Annotated in this window: 7 protein-coding genes; 2 read left to right on the plus strand and 5 right to left on the minus strand. The window is 67.6% G+C overall.

Going from position 1 to position 26,435, the window contains the following annotated elements; translation table 11 throughout:
• Positions 1-78: 78 nt before the first annotated feature.
• From ABEA50_RS02885 to ABEA50_RS02900, 4 genes are all read right to left on the minus strand, one after another.
• On the minus strand, positions 79-12,618 hold the full coding sequence (locus tag ABEA50_RS02885; protein WP_345493414.1) for an amino acid adenylation domain-containing protein: 12,540 nt from the start codon (positions 12,616-12,618) through the stop codon (positions 79-81).
• Between the two features lie 178 nt (positions 12,619-12,796).
• Positions 12,797-20,137 (minus strand): amino acid adenylation domain-containing protein, encoded by a 7,341-nt coding sequence (locus ABEA50_RS02890; RefSeq protein ID WP_345493415.1) that lies wholly within the window; start codon positions 20,135-20,137, stop codon positions 12,797-12,799.
• Positions 20,138-20,456: 319 nt separating this feature from the next.
• Positions 20,457-21,440, minus strand: coding sequence for a LuxR C-terminal-related transcriptional regulator (locus ABEA50_RS02895; protein WP_345493416.1), 984 nt, complete (start codon positions 21,438-21,440; stop codon positions 20,457-20,459).
• Positions 21,441-21,627: 187 nt separating this feature from the next.
• Positions 21,628-22,509 carry a M23 family metallopeptidase gene (locus ABEA50_RS02900; protein WP_345493417.1) on the minus strand — a complete coding sequence of 294 codons (882 nt, stop codon included), beginning with the start codon at positions 22,507-22,509 and terminating at the stop codon, positions 21,628-21,630.
• A 267-nt stretch (positions 22,510-22,776) separates the two neighbouring features.
• On the opposite strand from ABEA50_RS02900, the gene ABEA50_RS02905 reads away from it, so the two are divergent.
• Positions 22,777-23,823, plus strand: coding sequence for a nitronate monooxygenase (locus tag ABEA50_RS02905; protein WP_345493418.1), 1,047 nt, complete (start codon positions 22,777-22,779; stop codon positions 23,821-23,823).
• 79 nt (positions 23,824-23,902) lie between these two features.
• Positions 23,903-24,295, plus strand: coding sequence for an SCO5389 family protein (locus ABEA50_RS02910; protein WP_345493419.1), 393 nt, complete (start codon positions 23,903-23,905; stop codon positions 24,293-24,295).
• A 92-nt stretch (positions 24,296-24,387) separates the two neighbouring features.
• Here the strand turns inward: ABEA50_RS02910 and ABEA50_RS02915 are convergent, their stop codons facing one another.
• Positions 24,388-26,025, minus strand: coding sequence for a long-chain fatty acid--CoA ligase (locus ABEA50_RS02915; RefSeq protein ID WP_345493420.1), 1,638 nt, complete (start codon positions 26,023-26,025; stop codon positions 24,388-24,390).
• Positions 26,026-26,435 lie beyond the last annotated feature (410 nt).

Genomic DNA, 26,435 nt, shown 5'->3' on the forward strand with positions numbered 1-26,435 from the left:
TGCCGGGTCGAGGTGGTGGCTGGGGATGATTATTCCCTGCCGCCTTCGGATTGGGGCGGTCACCGTGGCAACCGCCGATTACCCCAGGTCGTCGAGGAGCTCCGCCAGCTGCGGACCGATCTCGGCAAACGCCTCCGGCGAGGCCATCAGCGCGTGGATCACCCCGATCGGCCGGTCGATCACCGCGCCCGAGACGAACGGCTCCCAGTTGCGTGCCGAGGCGGGCAACTCGTCGGAAGGGTCGGTGACGGCGGCGCTGAAATACGCCACGCTGCCGTCGAATACCTCCGGCCGGTACGCGGCGATCAACTCCGCCGACCGTACCGCGCCGCGATACATCGTGCGCAACCGTTGCGGCGTCACCGCGACGAGCTCCGGTGGGATCAGCGCGTGCAGTGTGGCCAGCGCGTCGTCGGTCAGGTCGGCGATATCGTCGTCGGCGGCGATCACGTCCGCGCCGAGGCCGAGTTCGGCCAGCGCGCCGCGCACCGCGCCACGGAAACCGACCACGTCGGGATCCGGATGGCTGTCGAGCATCGCGAGCAATTCGACCCGCTCACCCTCGGCCTGCACGATCGTCGCGATGGCGTGCGCGAGCACACCGCCCAGCGACCAGCCGAGCAACCGATACGGCCCGTGCGGCTGCACCGACCTGATCTCGGCGACATAGCGCGCGGCCAGCTCCGCCAGCGTCGCGGGCAGTTCACCGTCTTCGGACAGTGCAGGCGATTGCAGGCCATAGATCGGCTGTTCGGGCCGAACGTACTGCGCGAGACCGGCATACGACCAGGCCAGGCCGTACATCGGGTGCACGCAGAACAGTGGCGCCATGCCCTCGCCCGGCCGGATCGGCAGCAGGACGTTGAGCGCGTCGTCGGCGGCGGCGACCCCATCCGCATGCGCCTGGCCCTCGATCCGCGCGGCCAGTCCCGCGACGGTGGTGTCGGTGAACAGCCACGGCACGCTCACCGCGGCACCGGTCGCCTCGCGCAGCCGCCCGACAGCCTGCGCGGCGAGCAGCGAGTTACCGCCGAGGGAGAAGAAATCGTCGTCGAGGCCGACTCGCCGCACACCGAGCAGATCGGCGAACGCCTCGGCCACCGCGCGTTGCACCGGCGACTCGGGTGCGCGGAATGCCACCGCGGTGCCGAATTCCGGCGCGGGCAGGGCCTTTCGGTCCAGTTTCCCGTTCGGGGTGAGCGGTAACGCGTCCAGCACCAGCACGGCGTCCGGGACCATATAACCGGTCAAGAATCCGCCGACGTCGGCACGCACGGTGGACGGCTCGAGGTCGGCGGCCCCCTCGGCCACCACATAGCCGACCAGGCGATCGCCAGCACGGGAGTCCGTGCGCACCACCGCCGCGGCCTGACCGACCCCGGCGCAGCGGGTGAGCGCCGCCTCGATCTCGCCGAGTTCGATACGGAAGCCACGCAGTTGCACCTGTTGATCACTGCGGCCCGCGTATTCGAGCGCGCCGCGTGCACTCCAGCGCCCGACGTCGCCGGTGCGGTACATCCGCGCCCCTTCGGCACCGAACGGATCGGCGACGAAGCGGGTCGCGGTGAGTCCCGGCTTGCCGAGATAGCCGCGCGAGAGTTGAGCACCGACCACGTGCACCTCGCCGGCCACCCCGACCGGCGTCGGATGCAAGCGCCGGTCCAGCACATGGGCGTCGAGGCCGGGGATGGCCCGCCCGATGACGCTGGCCGATCCCCGCGCGTCCTCGGGCGCCATGGGCAGGAAGCTCACGTGCACCGTGGTCTCGGTGATGCCGTACATATTCACCAAACGCACGGTGTCGCCGTGGTTTTCATACCATCGGCCGAGCTTGCGCGGGTCGAGCGCCTCACCACCGAAGATCACATACCGCAGGGCCGTCTCGCCCGCTTCGGCAAGGCGGTCGGCCGCGATCAACTGATAGAACGCCGACGGAGTCTGGTTGAGCACCGTGACGCGCTCTTGCGCGAGCAATGCGCGGAATTGTTCCGGCGACCGTGAGGTGAGGTAGTCGACCACCACCACCGAGCCGCCGGTGGCCAACGCGCACCACAGTTCCCACACCGAGAAGTCGAACGCGAAGGAGTGGAACAGCGTCCACACGTCGGTCTCGCCGAAGCCGAACAGCGGCTGGGTATTGGCGAAAAGTTCCACCACATTGCGGTGCGCGACACCGACGCCCTTGGGTACACCGGTCGAACCGGAGGTGTAGATAACGTAGGCAAGGTTGTCGGGACGCAGCGGGGCGATGCGATCGGCGTCGCTGACCGGAGCGTCAGCGAATTTCGTTGCGCCGCTGCGCAACACCTCGTCGAGCAGGATGACGGGCAGCTCACCCGTCGGCACCGCGGTGCGTTCGTCGGCGGTGGTGAGCACGCATACCGGCGCGGCGTCGGTGAGCATGTACTCCAGCCGTCGCACCGGATAGGTGGCGTCGATCGGCAGGTAGGCGGCACCCGAGGTGAGCACGCCGAGCAGCGCGACGGGCAGGTCCTCGGTCCGCGAAACCGCTACGGCTACCAGCGATTCCGGTCCCGCGCCCTGGGCGATCAGCGCGCGAGCGACCCGGTTGGCGCGGCGCTGCAGCTCGGCGAAGGTGAGCGTGCGGTCGCCGAATCGGATCGCGGTCGCGTTCGGCCGTCGCCACGCCTGTTCGGCGACGAGCTGCGCCAGGGTCGCGCCGGGAACCCATGCGCCGGGCGAATTCCATTCGCGCAGCACCAGTTCGCGCTCGCCGGGAGCGAAGACATCGATGTCGCCGACGGGTGCGCTCGCCTCGGCGGCCACCGCGTCGAGCGTGCGACGCAGTCGATCGGCGAACTCGCGGATAGTCGCGGCGTCGAACAGGTCGGTGGCGTAGGTGAGCACCGCCGACATGCCCTTGGTGTCGCGCGCCTGCGCGAGGGTCAGTTGCAGATCGAACTTGGCGGGCTGGATCTGCGGGTCTATCCCTGCCACGGTGAGCCCTGGCAGCTCCAACGCGACCTCGGCCAGGTTCTGGAACACCAGCATCACCTGGAACAGCGGATGGCGTGCCGCCGACCGGGGCGGGTCGAGTACCTCCACCAGCCGCTCGAACGGAATGTCGGCGTGACCGAAGGCCGCGACATCGATCGCGCGAACCTGGGCGAGCAGGTCGGTGAACGAAACGCCGGGATCGATCTCGGTCCGCAGCACGAGGGTGTTGACGAACATGCCGATCAGGTCGTCGAGTTCGGCTTCGCCGCGTCCGGCCACCGGGGTGCCGACCACGATGTCGGAGCTGCCCGACAGCCGCGACAGCACCGCTGCCAGCGCGGCGTGCACCACCATGAACAACGTCGAATTGTGTTGCTCGGCCACCGCGTCGAGGGCTGTGTGCAACTGTGGATCAATCTCGAAGGTGAGCGTGTCGCCCCGGTAGGTCGATTGCGCGGGCCGCGCGCGATCGACGGGCAGCGTGATCTCGTCGGGCAGTCCGGCCAGCGTGGTGCGCCAGTACTCGGTCTGCGTGGTGAGCAGGCTCGTCGGGTCGTCCTCGGCGCCGAGGACCTCGCGCTGCCAGATGCTGTAGTCGGCGTACTGCACCGGCAAGGGCGCGAGAGCGGGCGCTTCGCCGCCGCTGCGCGCCGCGTAGGCGAGCATGAGATCCCTGGTCAGCGGCCCCATGGACCAGCCGTCGGTGCTGATGTGATGCGCGACGAACACCATGATGTATTCGGGCACGTCGGGATCGGCGGCGTCGGTGATGCGCAGTAGCCGCGCACGGAACGGCAACTCGGTGGTGACGTCGAAACCCGCCGCCACGATGCGGTAGACCGCACCGGCCATCTCGGCCGAGGCGATCCCGTCGGGGGTGACCTCGATCGGCACTTCGCTGGCCGGAAGGATCTGTTGCACAGGGCCGTCGGCGGTCTGTGGATAAATCGTGCGCAGGATCTCGTGCCTGGCGACCAGATCGGCGACGGCCAGCGCCAATGCCTCGGTGTCGAGGGTCCCGGTGAGCCGGATCGCGGCGGGGATGTTGTACACGGCCGAGTTCGTGTCGAATTGGTTGAGGAACCACATCCGCTGCTGCGCCAACGACAACGGCACCGACTCCGGGCGCGGACCCGCCACCAACGCCCGACGACCAGACACCGCATGCTGCTCGACCTTCAACGCCAAACCAGCAACAGTCGACGCCTCGAACACCACACGCACAGGAACACGCGAATCCAACTCGGCACCGATCCGCGCAGCCACCTGAGTCGCCACCAACGAGTTACCGCCGAGGGCAAAGAAATCATCGTCGGCACCCACACGCTCGACACCGAGCACCTCGGCGAACACCGACGCCACGATCTCCTCGATCGGCGTCGACGGCGCACGAAACACCCGCGCCTCGAACTCCGGCTCCGGCAAAGCCTTCCGATCGATCTTGCCGTTGATATTCAACGGCAACGCGTCCAACACCACGAACACCGACGGCACCATGTACGACGGCAATGCCGCCGACAACGCGGATTTCACCCGCGCCACATCGACACGCATAGCCGAAGCATCCACATCCGTCCCCACACGGGTCCGCGCGCTCGCATCGGTCACCGCTGGCGCGGCAACGGCCGAATTCTCGACCACGCCCGACTCGGGAGCCGAAGCCGAATTCGCCAACGCCGCAGCCTCGCTCGGCGAGTGAGCCGCGGCATGATTCGCTGACCCGACCAGGTAACCGACCAAACGATCACCAGTCCTCGAATCCGACTTCGCGACCACCACCGCCTGTGAAACCTCAGGCAACGCTGTCAACGCCGCCTCGATCTCACCCAACTCGATACGGAAACCACGAACCTTCACCTGGAAATCCGTACGACCCCGATACTCGAGCTCACCATCGGCGGTCCACGCGACGAGGTCACCCGTGCGATACACCCGCTCCCCCACAGCGAACGGATCAGCAACGAAACGATCCGAGGTCAGATCCGCGCGACCGAAGTAACCGCGAGCCAACTGCGCACCCGCCAAATACAACTCACCCGACACACCAGCAGGCACCGGGCGAAAACGCCCATCCAGCACATACACCCGACTGTTCCACTCCGGCGCACCGATCGACACCGACACCACATCAGCAGTGGTGACCCGATGGTTGGTGATCGACACCGCAGCCTCGGTCGGACCATAAAGATTGAACAACTCCGTACGCGGGTGATCACGCAGGAACCGCTGCGCCAAATACCCCGGCAACGCCTCACCGATCGCCAACACACGCCACAACGAACCAGGGAAATCAGCCGACGCCGTCAACGCATCCAACATCGACGGCACCACATGCAACGTGGTCACCCACTCACGGGCCATCAACTCATTCAAATACGCCGGATCACGGTGTCCTTCAGCAGAAGCGATCACCAAACGACCACCACACACCGCCGCCGACCAGAACTCCCACACCGACAGATCGAACGTCGCCGCAGTCTTCAACAAGACAGCATCGGCAGCATCCAAACCGAATTCAGTGACCTTCCACCGCAACTGATTCGCAATCGCCGAATGCGACACCGCCACACCCTTCGGGCGCCCCGTCGAACCCGACGTGAAAATCACATAGGCGGTGTTACCCGACCGCAGCGGTGCGACTCGCTCGGCGTCGGTGACCGGAGCAGCACTCGAACCCGCCAGATCGAGTTCATCCACATTCAGCACAGGCACGATCTCGGTCGCGAACGCGGTTTCCGCGTTGGTCAATACACAGACCGGTCCCGCGGTTTCGAGAATGTAATCCGTACGCTCCGCCGCCTGATCAGGGTCGATCGGCACATACGCACCACCGGACTTCGCCACCGCATACATCGCGACAACCAAGTCGACAGAACGACGAATACCCAAGGCGACCCGCGACTCCGGACCAACACCCACCGAAACCAAATACCGCGCAAGACGATTCACCCGCGCATCCAACTCGGCGTAGGTGAGAGCCGACCCGTCGTCGGTCACCAACGCGGCATCCTTCGGGCCCGCGGCCACGGTCGCATCCAGCAGCGACACCAAGGTCGCCGACGAATCCACCGGGTGGTCGGTGGCATTGCGTGCGGACACCAGTTCCTGGCGCTCGGCAGCTTCCAACAACTCGATATCGCCCACGGCCACACCGGCATCGGCGACCACGGCCGCGAGGATGCGCGAGAATCGCTCGGCGAATCCGCGCACGGTCGCGGCGTCGAAGAGGTCGGTGGCGTAGGTGAGGAAACCGCCGAGACCCGCGGGCGCGCCCGCGTCGTCGTAGGCGTCGCCGATGATCAGGTGCAGGTCGAACTGCGACACATCCAGTTCGGCGTCGATGCCGGAGACGGTGAGCCCCGGCAGTTCCAGCGCCGTGCGCGCGATGTTCTGGAACGACAATCCGACCTGGAACAGCGGGTGGTGTGCGGTGGAGCGCGGCGGGTTGAGCACCTCGACCAGGCGCTCGAACGGAATGTCGGCGTTCGCGAACGCGCGCAGGTCCGATTCCCGTTGTCTGGCCAGCAGATCGGCGAACGACTCACCCGAATCCAGCCGGGTGCGGAAGACCACGGTGTTGACGAACATGCCGATCAGGTCATCGAGTTCGCGTTCACCGCGCCCGGCGACCGGGGTGCCGACCGCGATGTCGTCGGTACCCGACAGCCGCGCCAGCAGCACCGCGAACGCGGTGTGCACCACCATGAACAGGGTGGCACCGTGCGTCCTGCCGAGTGCCACCAATCCGGCGTGCGTCGCCGCGTCGACGGCGATCTCCGTCCTGCTGCCCGCGAGCGTCGACAGCGCGGGGCGCGGACGATCGTTCGGCAGTTCCAACACATCGGGCAGTCCGGCGAGATGTTCGCGCCAGTAGGCGATCTGTTGGGCGGCAATCGATTCCGCATCGTCCTCGGCACCGAGCACCGCGCGCTGCCAGAGCGCGTAATCGGCGTACTGCACCCGCAGCGGCGCCCAGCCCGGCGCCGCACCCTCGGTGCGCGCGGCATAGGCGATCATCACATCGCGCGCCAACGGCCCCATGGAGGATGCGTCGGCCGCGATGTGATGCACGACCACGGCGAGCACGTAATCGGCACCGCCGGTGCGCTCCTCGGTGCCTTCGGTGACGTGCGCCGTACCGTCGGTCTCGGCCGCGGCCGTCGCGGCGGCGCCGCGCTGCTCCTCGCGCGTGCCCTCGACCCGCAGCAGTGCCACCCGCAACGGCACCTCGGTGGTCACGTCGAACGGCGTGGCGGCCAGTTCGTATACCGCGCCCACCACAGCGTCCACGGCGGTCGGCCGAGCGGCCACATCCCATGCCACCTCATTCGGCGCCAGTATCACCTGCACCGGACCGTCCTCGGTCTCCGGGTACACCGTGCGCAACACCTCGTGGCGCACCAACACGTCGTGCAGCGCCGCACCGAGCGCGTCTACATCGAGCGCGCCGCTCAGCCGCAGCGCGAACGGCAGGTTGTAGGCGGCCGAACCCACCGAATCCGTTGTCGCGTCCTCGGAGCGGTCGAAACGGTTGAGGAACCACATCCGCCGCTGCGCGAGTGACAACGGCAGTTTCTCCGGCCGCTCGACGCTGCCGAGTTCGACACCCCGGCGTCGGTGCACCGAGGATTCGATCGCCCCGGCCAGCGCCGTCACGGTCGGCGCCTCGAACAAGGTCCGTACCGCGACTCGCGAACCTACGGCGGCGCCGAGCCTGGCCACCACCTGCGTCGCGATCAGCGAGTTGCCACCCAGCGCGAAGAAGTCGTCGTCGGCGCCGACCGTGTGCACGCCGAGTACGTCAGCGAATACCCCGGCGACGATCTCCTCGACCGGTGTCGAAGGCGCACGGAACTCGCGCGTCTCGAAAGTCGGCTCCGGCAACGCTTTACGGTCCAGCTTGCCGCTGGAATTGAGCGGAAAGGCGTCCAACACGACGATCGAGGACGGAATCATATACGCGGGAAGGCTTTCGCCGAGCGCGGTACGCAGCGCGGCGGGGTCGATCGTCGCGCCGGGTGCCGCCACCGCGTAGCCGACGAGCTGATCCCCCAGCGCCGAGGACACCACCTGCGCCGTGGCTTGACTCACCGAAGGCTGTGCCAGCAGCGCGGTTTCGATCTCCCCCAACTCGATCCGCTGGCCACGGAACTTCACCTGGAAGTCGGTGCGGCCCAGGTAGTCGAGCACCGTGTCACCGTCGTCGACGGCACCGTCGGGGCCCGGTTCCTTGCGCCACAGAACCAGGTCCCCGGTGCGGTACATCCGTTCGCCGGTGCCGAAGGGGTTGGCCACGAAGCGATCCGAGGTCAGGTCGGGTCGGCCCTTGTACCCCCGCGCCAACTGATCGCCCGCGAGGTACAGCTCACCCGCGACACCCGCCGGCACCGGTCGCAGCCGAGAATCCAACACATAGACCTGGGTGTTCCACTGCGGCAACCCGATCGGGACGGTCCGCTCGGATTCCGGGTCGGCGGGCCAATAGGTCACCGAAACAGCGGCTTCGGTCGGTCCGTACAGATTGTGCACGGTCGCATCGGAGATGGCGGCGAAGGCGGTCACGGTCTCCGGCGGCAACGCCTCGCCGATCACGAACACTTCACGCAGGCAAGTACACGAGCCCGCGGTGGTGTGCGCGGCGAACACCGTCAGCATCGAAGGAACGAAGTCGGTGACGGTAACCCCCTGCGCGGCAATCGTTTCCGCCACATAGCCGGGATCGCGGTGGCCATCCGGTGTCGCGATTACCAGCTTGGCGCCCACCCGCAACGGCAGGAAGAAGCCCCACAGCGATACGTCGAAGGTCGTCGCCGTCTTCTGGAAGTACACATCGTCGCCGCGCAGCGGGTACTCCGCGAGCATCCACTCGACCTGATTGTTGATCGCGGCGTGCGAGACAACCACACCCTTCGGGCGTCCGGTCGACCCCGAGGTGAAGATGACGTAGGCGGGATTCGTGGGATGCACCGGGCGCCGCAGCTCGTCGGCGCGCACCGGGGAGCCGTCGAACTCGGCGAGTGCGAATCGGTCGATCTCCAAGGCCGTCACCGTGTCGGGCAGCACGACATCCGAGGTGGTCACCACACTGTTGGGCCGCGCGGTTTCCAGGATGTGCGCGATCCGTTCCCTGGGATGATCCGGGTCCAGCGGCACATACGCACCACCGGCGGTGATGATCGCGTACATGCCGACAACCAGGTCGACCGAACGCCGAATTGCCAAGCCCACCAACGATTCCGCGCCGACCCCGTCGGCGATCAGCAGCCGAGCGAGCTGATTGACCTTGGCATCGAACTCCGCGTAGGTCAGCTCGACGCCCTCGTAGGACACCGCGATCGCGTCCGGGTGCGCCGCCACCGTCCTGCGATACCCATCGAGCAGTAACTCCTGGGGCACCGGAGTGTGCGTGTCGTTCCACTCGTGCAGGATTCGGTCCCGCTCGACCAGCGCGAGCAGATCGATATCGCCGACCGCCCGATCGGGATCGGCGGCGACAGCGCGCAGTACCCTGCGCAGCCGGGCGGCGAAGTCCGCGACGGTGGTCTCGTCGAAAAGGTCGACGGCGTAGGTGAACATGGCCGAAAGACCGGCATCGGTGTCCTCGACCGGAACCACGGTCAGCTGCAGGTCGAATTTCGCTACGGCACCGTCGAATTCGACGGCCTGCGCGGACAAGCCCGGCAGCTCGAGCTCGGCGGTCGCCATGTTCTGGAAGAACAACGCCACCTGGAACAGCGGGTGGTGCGCCTGCGAACGCACCGGGTCGAGCACCTCGACCAGTCGCTCGAACGGCAGCTCGGCATGCGAGAAGGCAGCGAGGTCGGTTTCCTTCGTCGCCGCGAGCAGCTCACCGAAGGTGGCGGCGGGATCGACCGGCGTGCGCAACACCAGTGTGTTGACGAACATGCCGACCAGGTCGTCCAATTCGGCCTCGCCGCGACCGGCGATCGGGGTGCCGATGGTGAGGTCGGTGGCGTCGGCGAGCCGGGCCAGCAGCACCGCGAAGGCGCTGTGCACCACCATGAACAGCGAGGCGCCGTGCGCCGTCGCGATCGCTTCCAGTCCGCGTCGCGTCTCGGCGTCGATCTCGAAGGTGAACACCGCGCCGACACCGCTGGCCACGGCCGGACGCGGCCGATCGGCGGGCAGCTCCAGCCGGTCCGGGATATCCGCGAGAGTCGTGCGCCAGAAGGCAATTTGGGTGGCCGCGATCGACTCGGGATCGGACTCCTCACCCAGCACATCGCGCTGCCACAACGTGTAGTCGGCATACTGCACCGGCAGCGGCGCCCACTGCGGTGCCGCGCCCGCCGTGCGGGCGAAATAGGCGGTCATCAGGTCGCGCACCAGGGGCGCGATGGAGGTGCCGTCGGCCGCGATGTGGTGCACGACCACCGCGAGCAGATAGTCCTCGGCACCGAGTCGAGCAAGGGCGATCCGCAGCGGCACCTCGTCCGCGACATCGAATCCGGCCAGCGCGAATCCGCGCAACCAGCCCTCGACTCCCTCGGCGGTCAGCTCGTTCGGGGTCAGTTCAGGTGTGGTCGCGGGCAGAATCACCTGGTGACCGGTGCCGTCGACAGACGGATACACGGTGCGCAACGATTCGTGCCGCTCGATCACGTCGCCGATCGCCGCGCGCAGCGCCGTCACATCGAGGGCGCCCGACAGCCGGATCGCGAACGGGATGTTGTTGGCCGCGGACGCGGTGTCGAACTGGTTGAGAAACCACATGCGCTGCTGCGCCAGCGACAACGGGATCCGGTCGGGGCGCGGCATGGGTGCCAGCTCGTGGCGCTTGCGCCCGCCCTCGAATTCGGGCAGCCTGGCCGCCAGCGCCGCGACCGTCGAGGCCTCGAACACCGTGCGCGCGGGAATCCTGCCACCCACCGACGCACCCAGCCGCGCCGCGACCTGCGTCGCGATCAGCGAATTGCCGCCGAGTTCGAAGAAGTCGTCGTCGGCGCCGATCGCGTCACCGGTGCCGAGCAGCGTCGCGAACACCTCGGCGACCAGCGTTTCGGATTCACCGGCGGGTGCGCGAAACTCCTTGGCCTGCAAGCGAGGAGCGGGCAATGCGCGTCGATCCAGCTTGCCGACCGGCGTGAGCGGTATCTCTTCGAGCACGGTGAGGCTGGTGGGGATCATGTGCGCGGGCAGATGGTCACCCGCATGCGCGAGCAGGGCGTCCTGGTCGACGACATCCGCTCCGGGCGCCGCGTGCACGTAGGCGGCGAGAATCGTGGCGCCACTGTCGAGTTCGTGGCCGACGGTGACCGCGAAATCGATCGACTCGTGTGCGGCGAGCACCGCGTCGATCTCCCCGAGCTCGATCCGGAAGCCACGGATCTTCACCTGGAAGTCGTTGCGGCCCAGGTACTCCAGCGCACCATCCGAGCCGCGACGGACAAGGTCGCCGGTGCGATAGAGCCTGGGGTGCTCGGTGTCGAACGGGTTCGCCACAAAGCGTGCGGCACTCAACGCGGGACGCCGGTGGTAGCCGCGGGCCAGTTGCGCACCGGTGATGTACAGCTCGCCCACCGCGCCGACCGGGACCGGGACCAGCCGCTCGTCGAGGACGTATTCGCTGATCGCACGGATCGGCGCACCGATGGTCACCAGCTGCCCCGGCGTGAGCGGGGCACTGATATTGGTCATAATCGTGGTCTCGGTCGGACCGTACCCGTTATAGAACTCCCTGACCGTCTGCGCGGGTGCTCCCGCCTCGGTCGAATCGGCGCTGAGCGCGATCACCCAGCGCCGCACCAACTCCGGCGGGCACGCCTCGCCACCGGCCACCACCACCCGCAGGTCGTCCAAACCCTTCGGATCCACCGACGCCAGCGCCGCCGGAGTGATGAACGCGTGCGTCACCCGCTCGCGACGCAGCAATCCCGCGAGCTCGTCACCGCCGTACACGGTCGGCGCGACCACCACCATCGTGGCCGAACCCCCCAGCGCCAGCAGCAGTTCCAGCACCGAGGCGTCGAACGACGGCGAGGCGAAGTGCAACGTGCGCGCGCTGCTGGTGACCCGATACCGGTCGCGTTGCTCGTCGCAGAAGCTCGACAACCCCGCCTGGGTGACGACAACACCCTTCGGCATGCCGGTCGAACCCGAGGTGTAGATCACGTAGGCCGGGTGCTCGGCACGCAACTGCCGCAAGCGATCCGCGTAGGTCACCGGCTCGGCCGAGTGCTCTTCCAGCGTCGCCGCGACATCGGCGGAATCGATGACCACCCACCGCACCGCGTCCGGCAGTTCCTCGGCCACCGCGTCGACGGTCAGGCCGAGCACCGCACCGGAATCGCGCACCATGTGCGCGACCCGGTCGGTCGGATAGTTCGGGTCGACCGGCACGAAACCCGCTCCGGTCTTGGCCACCGCCCACACCGCGACGACCGAGTCGATCGAACGTGGAATGCCCACCGCGACAAGATCTTCCGGCCCGACGCCCCGATCGATCAGCAGTCGGGCAAGCCGGGAGGACCTGGTGTCGAGTTCGGCGTAGTCGAGACGCCCGAGCGAGCCGGTGGCATCGGCGAACTCGACAGCCACACCGTGCGGATTCGCCTCCACCGCCGTCGTCATCAGCTGCGGCAGGGTGGTGACCCTCGGCCGTCGTGTGCGGGTCGGCCGCACCCGTGCCGGGCGCGTCACGCGGACACCAACTCGCCGTCGCGCCCGGACCTCGAGCCGCTGTCTCCCGCCGCAACGCCAACCATCAAAACCCCGCTACATCCTGTCCGTCGCACACCGATAGCGCGCATGCGCCATTGCCGTTTCCCTCGAGCCGAACCCAGCCCCGGGGCCGAGTGGCTCACGCGCCCGAGGCGCCTCACTTCCGGTCGAGCAGGTCGGCCAGCTCGATCACTACGCCCACCTCGGACCAGCCACCCGCCGGTGCCGACGCGACGCCATCGAGCAGCACCGCCCGCAAGTCCTCCAACGCCGAGGGATCGAGCGCGGCGAGACCGGACTCGTCGGCGAACAGATGGGTGATCCACTCGTCGGCGAGCGCCTCGGTCGAACCGCCGTCGGCGACCACCACGGACCCGCCGGCACAGCCGACACCCACCACCTCGACCAGCGCGGCGAAGCTCTCCGGTCGACCGGAGTGGAAACTGCGTGCCTCATAGGTCAATTCGGTGCGCGCACGCAACCGATCGGCGACCGCCGCCACCTCGTCGTAGCTGACCGTGTCCGCGCCGACGAACGCGGGATCGGCACCGCGCAGCGCGCGAATGCGATGCGCGTAGGTCACCGGCCGCGCCGACTCGCCCGCGATCTCCGCCGACACCGCGGCGTCACCGAGCACAAGCCAATCCACCGACCCGCTGGCCGATGCCGCGTCGGCGGTCAGTCCGACCTTCACCTCGAGTTCGGTGGGCAGCACCGAGGTGGGCGTGTCCACCGCAACCACCGCCGCACCGGACTTGAGCACAGCCCACTGCGCGACCACCGCGTCGACGCCGCGATCCAACCGCACCGCGACACCATTGCCTGGTCCGACACCGCGGCCGATCAGCACGCGCGCCAGCCGCGAGGAGCGGGCATCGAGATCCTGATACGACACCGCGTCCTCGCCGAAGACCACCGCGGGGCCGTCGGGATCGTCTTCGACCGCCGCGGCCAGTGCCTGTGTCAATGCCGTACCCGGTGTTGCCGCGAGAGTTTCGGTGCCACGCGCCGGTTCGGCCGCGGCGCCGATACGCTCCCGCTCGTCGGCGTCGAGAATGTCGATATCGCCGACCAGGATCCGCGCGTCGGCGGCCACGGCCCGCAGGATGCGCTCCAGCCTGCCCGCGATGGCGCGCACCGTCGACTCGTCGTAGATATCGGTCGCGTAGGTGATCACCGTGTTCAGTTCGCCGGTCGAACCGTCGGCCTCGTGCTGCGGCAACACATTCACCTGGAGGTCGAACTTGGCGGCCACGGTGTCGGTGTCCAGCGCCGACACCGTCAGACCCGGCAGTTCCAGGGTGGGCTGCTCATTGTTCTGGAACGACAGCATCACGTCGAACAGCGGATTGTTGGTGGTGGCTCGTCCCGGCGCCACCACCTCGACCACCCGCTCGAACGGCAGATCGGCGTTCGCGAATGCCGAGAGGTCGGTCTCGCGCGCCTGCTCGACCAGCTCCGCGAAGCTGGTCTGCCCGCGCACCGGCAGCCGCAGCGTCAGCGTGTTGACGAACATGCCGACCAGGTCATCGAGCGCGCGCTCCCCACGTCCGGCGATCGGCGTGCCGATGGCGATGTCGGAATCGCCCGACAGCCGGGCCAGCAAGACCGCCAGCGCGGCGTGGACCACCATGAACAGTGTCGAATTATGCTCACGCGCAAGATGATTCAAATCGTCGTGCACATCGGCCGAAAGGCTGAACCCGGTACTCGCGCCGGTCAGGCTCGGCACCTCGGGACGCGGACGGTCCAACGGCAGCTCCAATTCGCCGCTGAGCCCGTCGAGCTGGCCGCGCCAGTAGGCCAATTGCCGTGCGGCGACCGAATTCTCGTCGTCATCGGTGCCGATCACCTCGCGCTGCCAGATCGCGAAGTCCGCGTACTGCACCTCCAGCGGCGACCACCTCGGCGAATTGCCGCCGATCCGCGCGAAGTACGCGGTCATCAGGTCACGCGCCAGCGGCGCCATCGACGCGCCATCGGCCACGATGTGATGGGCGACCAAGGCAAGCAGATACTCGTCGGGACCGATCTCCAACACCATCGCCCGCACCGGAACCTCGCGGGTGACATCGAATCCCGCGGACATCAACGCGGTCACCTTGGCGATCGGATCCTCGGTCTCGATGACCTCCAACCCGTTCGGCAACGTAGTGCGCACCGAGCAGATCTCCTGGTGCGGCCGGCCATCCGGACCATCGGCCGGATACCTGGTCCGCAAGGACTCGTGCCGCTCCAACACATCCGCCATGGCGTAGCGCAGGGCCGACACGTCGAGCGCGCCGACGAGCCGGATCGCCATCGGAATGTTGTAGGCGGGCGATTCGGGATCGAACTGATTGATCACCCACATCCGCTGCTGCGCCAACGACAACGGCACCGGGCCGTCCCGCTCCGCGCGCTTCAGCGGCTTACGCGCCGTCGCGCCCCGCGCCGCACCAGGCACCACCCTGGTGGCCAGCGCGGCCACACTCGGCGCCTCGAACAGCTCGCGCACCATCACGTTCGCGTCCAGTGCCTCGTTGATCCGCGCGATCACCCTGGTCGCCAACAGCGAGTTGCCGCCGAGGGAGAAGAAGTCGTCGTCGAGACCGACCTCGCCCGCGCCGAGCAACTCGGCGTACACGTCGGCCACGGCCTGCTCGACCGGTGAACTCGGCGCGCGATAGGCCGCGCTGCCCACGAATTCCGGTGCGGGAAGGGCCCTTCGGTCCAGCTTCCCGTTGGCGGTCAGCGGCAGCGCATCCACAACGACCACCGCGTCGGGGACCATGTACCCGGTGAGAAATTCCCCCACCTGCTCGCGCAGCGAGGTCGACTCCAACCGCACGCCCGTATCACCGACGACGTAGCCGACCAGCCGATCGCCCGCCTGCTCATCGGCGCGGACGGCGACAACGGCGCGGCTCACGCCGGTGCAATTCAGCAGCGCCGACTCGATCTCACCGAGTTCGATACGGAAGCCGCGCAACTGCACCTGCTGGTCGCCGCGGCCCGCGTACTCCAGCGTCGGCTGCGCGCCGATGCCGACCCAACGGCCGATATCACCGGTGCGATACATCCGAGAACCGCCGGGGCCGAACGGGTTCGGCACGAAACGGCCCGCGCTCATCCCCGGCTTGCCGAGGTAACCGCGCGAGAGCTGCGCGCCAGCCACATAGATCTCCCCCGCGACACCGACCGGCGCGGGATTCAGTCGGTCATCGAGCACGTAGGCGTCCAGGCCGGGCAACGCGCGTCCGATCACCGACGCCGCGTTGTCGATCATCTGCTCCTCCAACGCGAGGAACGACACGTGCACCGTGGTCTCGGTGATGCCGTACATGTTCACCAGCCAGGGCGCGTCCACCGCGTGGCGCTCGTACCACCGTCGCAGCTGCCGCAGATCCAGTGCCTCACCGCCGAAGACGACGTAACGCAACGCGAGACCGTCCTCGTCCGCCGGCGCGGCACGGTCGGCCTCGGCCAGCTGATAGAACGCCGATGGCGTCTGGTTGAGCACGGTCACCTGCTCGCGCACCAAAAGTTCACGGAACTGTTCGGGCGAACGCGAGGTGAGGTAGTCGACCACGACGACGGTGCCGCCGTTGGCCAGCGCGCACCACAGCTCCCACACCGAGAAGTCGAAGGCGAACGAGTGGAACAGCGTCCACACATCGCTCTCATCGAAGTCGAAGCGCGACTGGGTATTCGCGAACAGCTGCACCACATTGCGATGAGCCACCCCGACACCCTTGGGCACACCGGTGGAGCCCGAGGTGTAGATGACGTAGGCCAAATCATCGGGACGCAGCGGCGTCACCCGATCACGGTTGCGCACCCTGGCATCCGACAGCCCGTGGGTGTCCTCCAGCAGGACGACCGGAACCTGGCCCACGGGAACGGATTCCAGTTCGCTGCCGGTGGTCAGGACGCACGCGGGTGCGGCATCCGACAGCAAGAACTCCAACCGCTGCTGCGGGTAGGTGGTGTCGATCGGCAGGTAGGCGGCGCCCGCGATGAGCACGCCGAGCAACGCGACCGGCAGCTCCTCGGTGCGCCCCAGCGCCACCGCGACCACCGATTCCGGTCCGACACCGCGTTCGATCAGCGCACGAGCGACCCGGTTGGACCGGCGCTGCAACTCATCGAAGCTCAGCGTGGTGTCGCCGAACCGGATCGCTGCCGCGTCGGGGCGACTGCGCGCCTGCGCGCCGATCAGGTCGACCATGGTCACCTCGGGTACCTCGGCACCCGGCGTATTCCATTCGTGCAATACCAGATCGCGTTCGCCGGGGGCGAGCACATCGATGTCGCCGACGATCACCGAGGGATCCTCGGTGACCGCATGCAGAATTCGCTGGAAACGGTCGGCGAAGTCGATCACGGTCGCCTCGTCGAACAGATCGGTGGCGTAGGTGAACGCCGCGCCGATCCCCTCGGGAGCACCGTGCTCGTCGGCCTGCTCGACCACGGCCAACTGGAGGTCGAACTTCGCCAGCGCCACCTCGAGATCAACGCCGGACACCGAGAGACCTGGCAGTTCCAGTTCGGTGCGCGGAGTGTTCTGGAAGGTCAACATCACCTGGAACAGCGGGTGACGCGCGGCCGAACGCACCGGGTCGAGCAATTCCACCAGCCGCTCGAACGGCACGTCGGCGTGGCCGAAGGCCTCGACATCCGAGCGCCGCACTTCGGTGAGCAGGTCCGCGAAGCTCAGCGAGGAATCCAGCTCGGTGCGCAGCACGAGCGTGTTGACGAACATGCCGATCAGGTCGTCGAGCGCGGCCTCACCGCGACCGGCGACCGGGGTGCCCACGGCGATATCGCGGGTACCGGACAAGCGGGCGAGCAGGACCGTCAGCGCCGCGTGCACGACCATGAAGACGGTCGAATTATGGCTTTGCGCAACCCGATTCAGCGCCTTGTGCACCTCGGCGTCGATCGCGAAGTCCACCGTGGCGCCGAGGTTCGTGGCGACCGCGGGCCGAGGACGGTCGGCGGGCAGGTCCAATTGTTCTGGCAGCCCCGACAATTCCGCACGCCAGTACGAGATCTGTTGGGCGAGCAACGAATCGGGGTCGTTCTCGTTACCGAGAATTTCGCGCTGCCACAGCGTGTAGTCGGCGTATTGCACCTCGAGCGCAGGCCATTCCGGGTCGCCGCCGCGCAGGCGTTCCAGATAGGCCGTCATCAGATCACGCGTAAACGGACCCATCGAGACACCGTCACCGGCGATGTGGTGCACCACGCACACCAACACGTGCTCGGTCTCGTCGAGCTCGAGCACCCGCACCCGCAGCGGCGGCGCCGCGGTCACATCGAAACCGGCGATCACCGTCTCGAGGACCAACGCGGGCAACTCGGCCTCGGTGGCGGACTCGACCGCGAGTTCGGGTACCGCGGCGGGATCGCCGTGCGGCAGGATCAGCTGATAACCCGCACCGTCGACCTCGGGGTACCTGGTACGCAACACCTCGTGGCGTCCAACGAGATCGCGCACCGCCGCACGCAACGCGTCCAGATCGAGCGCACCGGACAGGCGCACCGCAGCCGGAATATTGTTGACCCCGCTGGTGGGATCGAAGCGATTGAGGAACCACATCCGCTGCTGCGCGTAGGACAGCGGCACCCGCTCCGGGCGCGGCATCGCGTGCAGCGCCTGCCCCGCCGCCGAACCCGCGTGCTGCTGCACCCGCTCGGCCAACCCGGCCACCGTCGTCGCCTCGAACACCAACTGCACGGGAACACGCAGATCCAACGCGGCGCCGATCCTGGCCGCGGCCTGCGCGGCCAGCAGCGAGTTACCACCCAGCTCGAAGAAATCGTCGTCCGCGCCGACGCGCGCCTCGTCACCGGCGATCAACAGCGCCGCGAAAACGTCGGCGACGACCTCTTCCATCGGCGTCGATGGTGCGCGGAACGCGCGCGCGGTGAAAACCGGATCCGGCAGCACCGCGCGGTCCAGCTTGCCCACCGGGGTCAGCGGGATCTCGTCCAGCACCATGATGGCGGTAGGAATCATGTACGCGGGCAACGACTCCCCGATGAACGCCGCCAGCTCGCCGGTGTCGACCGTCGCGCCATCCCTCGGCAGCACATACGACACCAACGCCGTCGCGCCGGAGGGCATCTGCTTGCCGAGGGTCGCGGTGAAGTCGATGTCGGGGTGCGCGGTCATCGCGTTGTCGATCTCGCCGAGTTCGATGCGGAACCCACGCACCTTGAGCTGGAAATCGGTACGCCCGATGTACTCGATGACGTTGCTGCCCTGGAAATCCACCCGCCGCACCAGGTCACCGGTGCGATACATCCGCGTGCCCTGCGCACCGGTCTCCTCGCCGAACGGGCTGGCCACGAAACGTCCCGACGACAACCCCGGTCGTCCGAGATACCCCTGCGCCAGGGCGGGACCGGACAGATACAGCTCGCCGAGCACACCGGCGGGGACAGGGCGCAACCGCGCGTCGAGCACGAACGCGCCGATACCCGGCAGTGCGGCACCGATATTGATCAGTTCGCCCGGCACCAACGGCGGCGTCCCGGTCGCGACGATCGTGGCCTCGGTGGGGCCGTAGGCGTTGTAGAACTCGTGGTCGGCCGCCCAGCGCGCGACCAGCTCCGGGCCGAAGCGGTCGCCGATCACCATCACGACCCGCAGCTCATCGAGGCCGGTCGGATCCACCGATTCCAGTGCACCGGGCGTGATCAGCATGTGCGTGGCGTGCTCGCGCTTGATCAGGTCGGCGAGTTCGAATCCGCCGAACACCGACGGCGGCGCGATCACCATGGTCGCGCCGGTCGAGAAGGTCAGCAGCAGTTCGAGCACCGAGACATCGAAGTTCGGCGAACACACGTGCAGCACACGCGAATCCGCGGTGACGCCGTAATGCTCGCGCTCGGCGGCCACCAGCGCGGCCAGACCCGAGTGGGTGACGACAACACCCTTCGGCCGCCCGGTCGAACCGGAGGTGTAGATGACATAGGCGGGATGGCGCTCGTCGAGCGGACGCACGCGGTCGGCGTAGGAGATGGGGTGCGCCGGTCGGTCGGCGATCCGCGCGGCCTGTACCTGGTCGTCGAGTTCCATCCAGTAGATCGCGGTGCCGAGCACGGGACGGTGCGCCGAGGTGGTCAGCCCGAGGACGGCGCCGGAATCGGTCGCCATATGGCTGATGCGCTCGAGCGGATAGGTCGGGTCGATCGGCACATACGCGGCACCGGTCTTCGCGATCGCCCAGACCGCGAGCACCGATTCGACACCGCGCGCGATACCGATCGCGACCACGTCGCCCGGTCCGACACCACGCTCGATCAGCTCCCTCGCCAATCGCGAAGACCGCGCGTCGAGTTCGGCGTAGGTGAGTTCGCGCTGATCGGCGGGCTCGCCGGTCGGGTTGAACCGGATCGCTACTTCGTCGGCAGCTGATTCCACCGCACCGGTCAGCAGCTGTCCGAACAGCGCGCTTCCCGACCTACGGCGACGGCTACCACGCGCGGAACGACGGACGGTTTCCATTCGAGTGCTAACACCTCTCGCGTCGAGCTGAGACCCGGCCCAGCCCACCTCGAGGGCAGCCCTGTGCGACCGGGACCGGCGCGGTCCGAGCAATCATATCGGCCCATGCTCGGTTGCCACGCGCGTCTGTATCGGATTGCCACGGTTACCGCCTGCCGCGGCCCGTGCCGTGTTCTCGGCTCCTTCTCTACTCACCATTCACCGTGTACTGGTCGGACGCCCCCGCCGTCACACGAAACGGTGTCGCGAGCGGTTACCAGCCGGTATATCGGTGTGGGGCCGATCGTGTTGCAGTACACCCCCGAGTGGGTGAAGTAGGTCACAGCCAGCCGCGACGCGTGGCCTGTACCCCGGCCTGGAATCGGGTGCTCGCACCGAGTCGTTCCAGCAGTCGGGCGGTGCGGCGGACCACGGTACGCCGGGACATGCCGAGCCTGCGCGCGATGGTGTCATCGGTCGCGCCGAGGCCCATCAGGGTGAGGATCGCGCGATCGCGCTCGTCCAGCGCTTCCGCGGTCGGGTTGACCGAGATGGGCGCGGCCATCGACCACAACACTTCGAAGGTGTTGATCAGCAGCTCCAACGCGGGCGACCCGGTGATCCGCAGGCCCATCGGGTCGGGACGGCGCTCGTCGGCGTGCAGCACGAGGCAGCCGCGATCGTCGTCACCGACGATCATCTTGAACGGCGGCTCCGGCAACGTCCGCGCGTGCGCTCCCCCCGCGTTGGCCGCCAAGGCGTGCCGCAATCGTTGCGCATCCTGGTAGACGGTGTCCTGGTAGAGCGTCTGGTAGCGCAGGCCAGCACCGAGGCGGGCGCGCTTGAGCAGGAACTGTTGACGCTCGCGTTCGAGATCGCTGAGGAACGGTGCGCGTTCGATGATCTTGACGCCGGTGCGCGCGCCGTTCTGGATCTCCTCGAAGTCGGCCAGCATCTCCATGCGTTCGAACACCGGCACGATGGCACCGTTGTGCCGCGGCGAGCGACGCACCGAACGGAATGTCTCGCTCAACCGTGCGGCGGCGGTGTGCATCTGGTTGATCTCGTGCTGCCTGCGTCGAGCTTCGGCCTCCGACAACGATTCCGGCGCGTGCGCGTCCCAAACCTTTTCGCCCTCAGGCGTTTCGGTAGGAGCCACGGCTCGCAGCCGCACGAGTACCTCCACCGACGCCGCGGCATCCTGCTGCGAAACACCCAGATACTGCGCGATTTCGGCGAGGCTCGATCGCGGATGATGCACCAGCGCGGCATAGGTTCTGCCGTGCGGTGATCCAGGCTCGAAGATATCGCCCAGCTCGGTCACCGTCCGAGCCTAACGACTGGTCGGTGCGGGAGCGGGTCGATGAGTGATAATCCCAGAGCTCTCACCAGGCGGTAGTGGCAGAATTCCAGAGTTTCACAATGGATTCGGCCGCGGGGACCAGGATGGGAGCGCACCCGATGTGGCGCGCGGGGTGATCGAGTCAGCGTCACGGTGGTGAGGTTTCCGCTCAGTGTCCGGTCGGGCCCCACTCCAGCGGGACACCTTTGGCGAGGAGATAGGGCATCGGATCGACCTTGGTGCCGCCCTGGTCCCAGATCTCCAGGTGCAGGTGCGGCCCGGTGGACTGGCCACGATTGCCGACGGTCGCGATCACCTCGCCCGCCCGCACCTGCTGCCCCGCGCTGACGAACATCTCGTTGACGTGGCCGTACACCGCCGTGGTGCCGTCCTCCTGCGCCACCCGCACCCACAGGCCGAAGCCGGAAGCGGGTCCCGCCTCGATCACGGTGCCGTTGCTGACCGAGTGAATCGGCGTTCCGAGCTGGTCGGCGAAGTCGATGCCGTTGTGTGCGGTACCCCAGCGGCTGCCGAATCCGGAGCTGATCGGCCCGGCAACCGGACGAACGGCCGTCGGCGGCGCGACCTGACGCTGGAGGTCCTGCAACGCGTCCTCGGCCTGACCGAGCGGGCCGGAGATCTCGGGAGGCAGGTTGGGAATCCCGAACGGGGCCGCGACCGGGGCGGCCACCTCGGCCGCCTGCTTGACGGGCGCGGGCGCCTGCGCGCTCGGCGCGGCCTGCGCGGCACTGGCGGCCAACGCCTCGGGCACCCCGACGGCCTCGCTCTGGTCCGCCACCGGCTCGGCGACCTCGTTGACGCTGTTGTCCTGCGGAGTCGGATACAGCGGGGTCGCGGCGGCGAGGGCGGGGCCGACCTGGGCGACGACACCGATGATGGCGCCCGCGGCGACAGCGGCACCCGCGGCGGCACGGACCCGTTCGGCGGCCGACGCGTCGGCGCGGTGGCGGACCGGCCCTGACAACCCTGCACCGTCACCGAGCAGACTGGTGACGGTGATCGAACTGGGGCCTACACGGTGCTGAGACAACGCATCGTCCTTCCGAAAAGCAGGGTCGAACAGCTGCACAACCAGGCGTTTTCGGCTAAAGTAACGATCCGGCAACGTTGGTTTAGATAACGGTTTGGCATCTGTTGTGATGGGAACTCTACATTGTCGTGACCATTCCGCAACCTTCTGCTTGAAAGTGGCCCCCTGGGCGGCGAATACCGCGCCGAACAGCGATGCGAGGCGAGAGTGCGCACGTCGAGCGCGCCCCGCGGGCACTGAATCCCGCCGCGGGGTAAGAGTGGAATCGTGATCATCGACGAGCTGAACGTCCCGATCCTGCTGGCCCCCATGGCGGGCGGTCCATCGACACCCGAACTCACCGTCGCCGTGACCGAGGCGGGCGGATTCGGCCAACTGGCCGCCGGATATCTCACCGCGAAGGACATCGCGACCAGGATCCTGGCCACCCGCGCCGCGACCGACGCACCGTTCGGGGTGAACCTCTTCGCGCCCGGCCCCGCCACACCCGCCGATCGGATCGCGGCCTACCTCGCCGAACTCGGTCGCGAGCACGAACTGGGCGAAGCCCGCCACAACACCGACGACTGGGACGCGAAACTCGATCTACTCACCACCGACCCCGTCGCGGTGGCCTCGTTCACCTTCGGCTGCCCGTCCACCGAGGACATCGCGCGACTGCACGCCGTCGGCTCCGAGGCGTGGGTGACCGTGACCTCGCCCGCCGAGGCCGACCTCGCGATCGCGGCGGGCGCCGATGTACTCATCGCCCAGGGCTCCGAAGCGGGTGGACACCGCGCGAGCTTCATCGACGACCCCACCGACGACCCCACCGATCCGCTCACCCTGCTCGCCCTGTTGCAACTGCTGCGCGCACGCACCGACCGCCCGATAGTGGCCAGCGGCGGACTCGCCACCGGAGCGGGAATCGCCGCGGTACTCGCGGCGGGCGCCGCGGCGGCACAACTGGGAACCGCGTTCCTGCGCTGCCGGGAGGCCGGCACCAATCCGGTGCACCGCGCGGCGCTGCCCACCGACACCCCGACCATGCTCACGCGCGCGTTCACCGGCAGGCGTGCACGCGGCCTGCGCAACCGGTTCCTCGATGAGCACACCGCGGGCGCACCCGCCGCCTACCCGGAAATCCACTACGCCACAGCGCCTTTGCGTGCCGCCGCGCGCTCGGCGGGCAACACCGACGAGGTCAACCTGTGGGCAGGCCAGACCCATGCCCTCACCGACGAGCTACCGGCGGGTGAACTCGTGCATCGGTTGGCCGCCGAAACGAAAAGCGCACTGGAATCGGCACTTTCACGCCGAATCAAGGTTTGTTGACAACGACTTTCGTTTACAATCAAGAGGGCATCGCTTCACCAGCCACCTGCTTCAGCCATCCATTACGGAGGAGAGCGCTATGTCCCTCGATGTCCCTGCCGCAGTATTGGAACGCGCCGAACGCGGCGAAGTGGACGACGCGGATTTCGTCGCCGTCGTTCGCGACTCCCTGCCCTACGCGTGGGAGGTCGTCAGCCGAGTCGCCGATGATCTCCAGTCCGGCGGCGAGGAATACGCCGACAACACCATCGCACCGCCCGACGAGGTCGCACGCGGTCAACTACTGCGCGCCATGGCTTCCGACGCGATTCGCGGTGGACTGGAGCGCCACTTCGGAATCAAGATCGCCTTCCAGAACTGCCACCGGGTGGCCGCGTTCCCGCTGTCCTCGGTGGGCGGCGACACCTACTCCACCTTCATCGGCACCCGCGCACAGCTGCTGAACCAGAGCCCGGAACTGCGCAACTGCTAGACGTTCTCGGGCGGTTCACCGACCGAATACCACGGCGCCACCTCGACACTGTCGAGGTGGCGTCGCCCGCGGTTTCGATCAGAACAACTAGGTCAGGACAGCGTGATCACCGTCAGCTCTCCGTCGGAATAGCTGGCACGCAACCGCTTCTTGTCGAACTTGCCGACACTGGTCTTGGGCACCTCGTCGATGAACGTCCAGTACTCCGGCAGCTGCCATTTGGCGAACTTGTCGGCGAGGAACTCACGCAGCTGCGCCGCCTCGGCCTTCGCCGACTCGGCGAGCACGATCGCGACCAGCGGACGCTCATCCCATTTCGGGTCGGGCACACCGATCACCGCCGCCTCCGACACGGCGGGGTGTCCCATTACCGCGTTCTCCAGATCCACCGAGGAGATCCACTCGCCGCCGGACTTGATCACGTCCTTCGAACGGTCGACCAGGGTGAGGAAGCCGTCCCGGCTGATCTTGCCGACGTCGCCGGTGCGCAGCCAACCGTCGTCGAACTTGTCCGGATCGACCGGGCTACCGTCGGGTGAGTAGTAAGACCCGGTAATCCACGGACCACGAACTTCCAACTCGCCCACGGCTTCTCCGTCATTGGGCAGCACGGTGCCGTCGTCGGCGACCAGTCGCGCCTGCACCGACGCGGGGAAGCGGCCCTGGGTGAAGCGGTACTCCCATTCGTCCTCACCGGTCACGCCGGCGGGCGGATGCGAAACGCTACCCAGCGGCGAGGTTTCGGTCATGCCCCATGCGTGGATGATCCGCACGCCGTGCTTGTCCTGGAACGCGCGCATCATCGACGGCGGCACCGCCGCACCACCCACGACCACCGAACGCAGGTGGCTGATGTCCTGGGGATTGGCTTCGAGCCCGGCGAGCACGCCACCCCAGATGGTGGGGACGGCCGCGGCGAAGGTCGGCTGCTGCGCCGCCATGATCTCCAACAGCGGACCCGGTTGCAGGAACCGGTCGGGCATCAGCACATTCGCGCCGGACATCAGCGCCGCGTAGGGCAGTCCCCACGCGTTGGCATGGAACAGCGGCACGATCGCGAGCGCGGTGTCGGCGCCGGAGAAATCCATGCCACCCGGCGAACACACGTGCATCGCGTGCAGCCAGTTGGACCGGTGCGAGTAAACGACGCCCTTGGGGTCGCCGGTGGTGCCCGAGGTGTAACACATCGCGGCGGCGGAGCGTTCGTCGATCACCGGAAAATCGAAGGTATCCGATTGCGCGGCAAGCAGTTCCGCGTAGTCGTGCACCTGGACACCCTCGGGCGCCGAGAGCGCGGTGACGTCACCGTTCACCACGATGACGTGCCGCACCGTCTGCAAATTCGGCAGATACTTGGCGAACATCGGCAGCAACGAACCGTCGACCAGCACCACCTGGTCCTCGGCATGATTGGCCACGAACACCAACTGCTCGGGGAACAGCCGGATGTTGAGCGCGTGCAGTACCGCACCCATCGCGGGGATCGCGATGTAGGACATCATGTGCTCGTAGTTGTTCCACATGAAGGTGGCCACTCGGTCGCCGACGCCGATCCCGAAGCCCTGCAACGCATTCGCCAGCCGCGCGGAGTCCTCGCCGAGATCACCGAAGGTCTTGGTCCGCACGTCGGTTCCGGTCCAGGTGCTGATCGTGGCGTCGCCACCGAACGTCGATGCGTAGCGCAGCAACGTCGCCAGGGACAGGGGCTCGTCCTGCATGGTGCTCAACATCGATAGGTACTCCTTATTCCTTCGGCCACAGCACACACTCGGAACGCTCCGACCATGAGCCACATCACACCGCGAATGCTACCCAAGGGTAGGTCACACCGGACAGGGTGAACCGAAAATTCGGACATCACCGGATGAGTGGGCACGCGTCGTCAGTTGCCGCAGGTCACCGCACTGTCCAGCGCGCTGTCCGCATAGGAAAAGCGCCACACGGGCATTCGTTTTTCGGACGGTCACACCGAGCGTCCCTCACCCGCCCCCGGTGCGCGCTGAGCACCCCCAGTTCACCTCCGACACAACCGGTGATCACCAGGACACCGGCGTCGCCCCTACTCCCAGAATTCCCCGCTCTTGTCCTGGTGACCCTGCGGCGCGGGAGCGCGGGAGCGCGGGAGCGCGGGAGCGCGGGA

Origin of the sequence: Nocardia callitridis (assembly GCF_039543305.1) — a bacterium.
Lineage (GTDB): Bacteria > Actinomycetota > Actinomycetes > Mycobacteriales > Mycobacteriaceae > Nocardia > Nocardia callitridis.

Excerpts from the sequence above, each read along its gene's own strand:
- ABEA50_RS02890 (WP_345493415.1), bottom strand. The coding sequence starts at position 20,137 with ATGGAAACCGTCCGTCGTTCCGCGCGTGGTAGCCGTCGCCGTAGGTCG.
- ABEA50_RS02910 (WP_345493419.1), top strand. The coding sequence starts at position 23,903 with ATGTCCCTCGATGTCCCTGCCGCAGTATTGGAACGCGCCGAACGCGGC.
- ABEA50_RS02915 (WP_345493420.1), bottom strand. The coding sequence starts at position 26,025 with ATGTTGAGCACCATGCAGGACGAGCCCCTGTCCCTGGCGACGTTGCTG.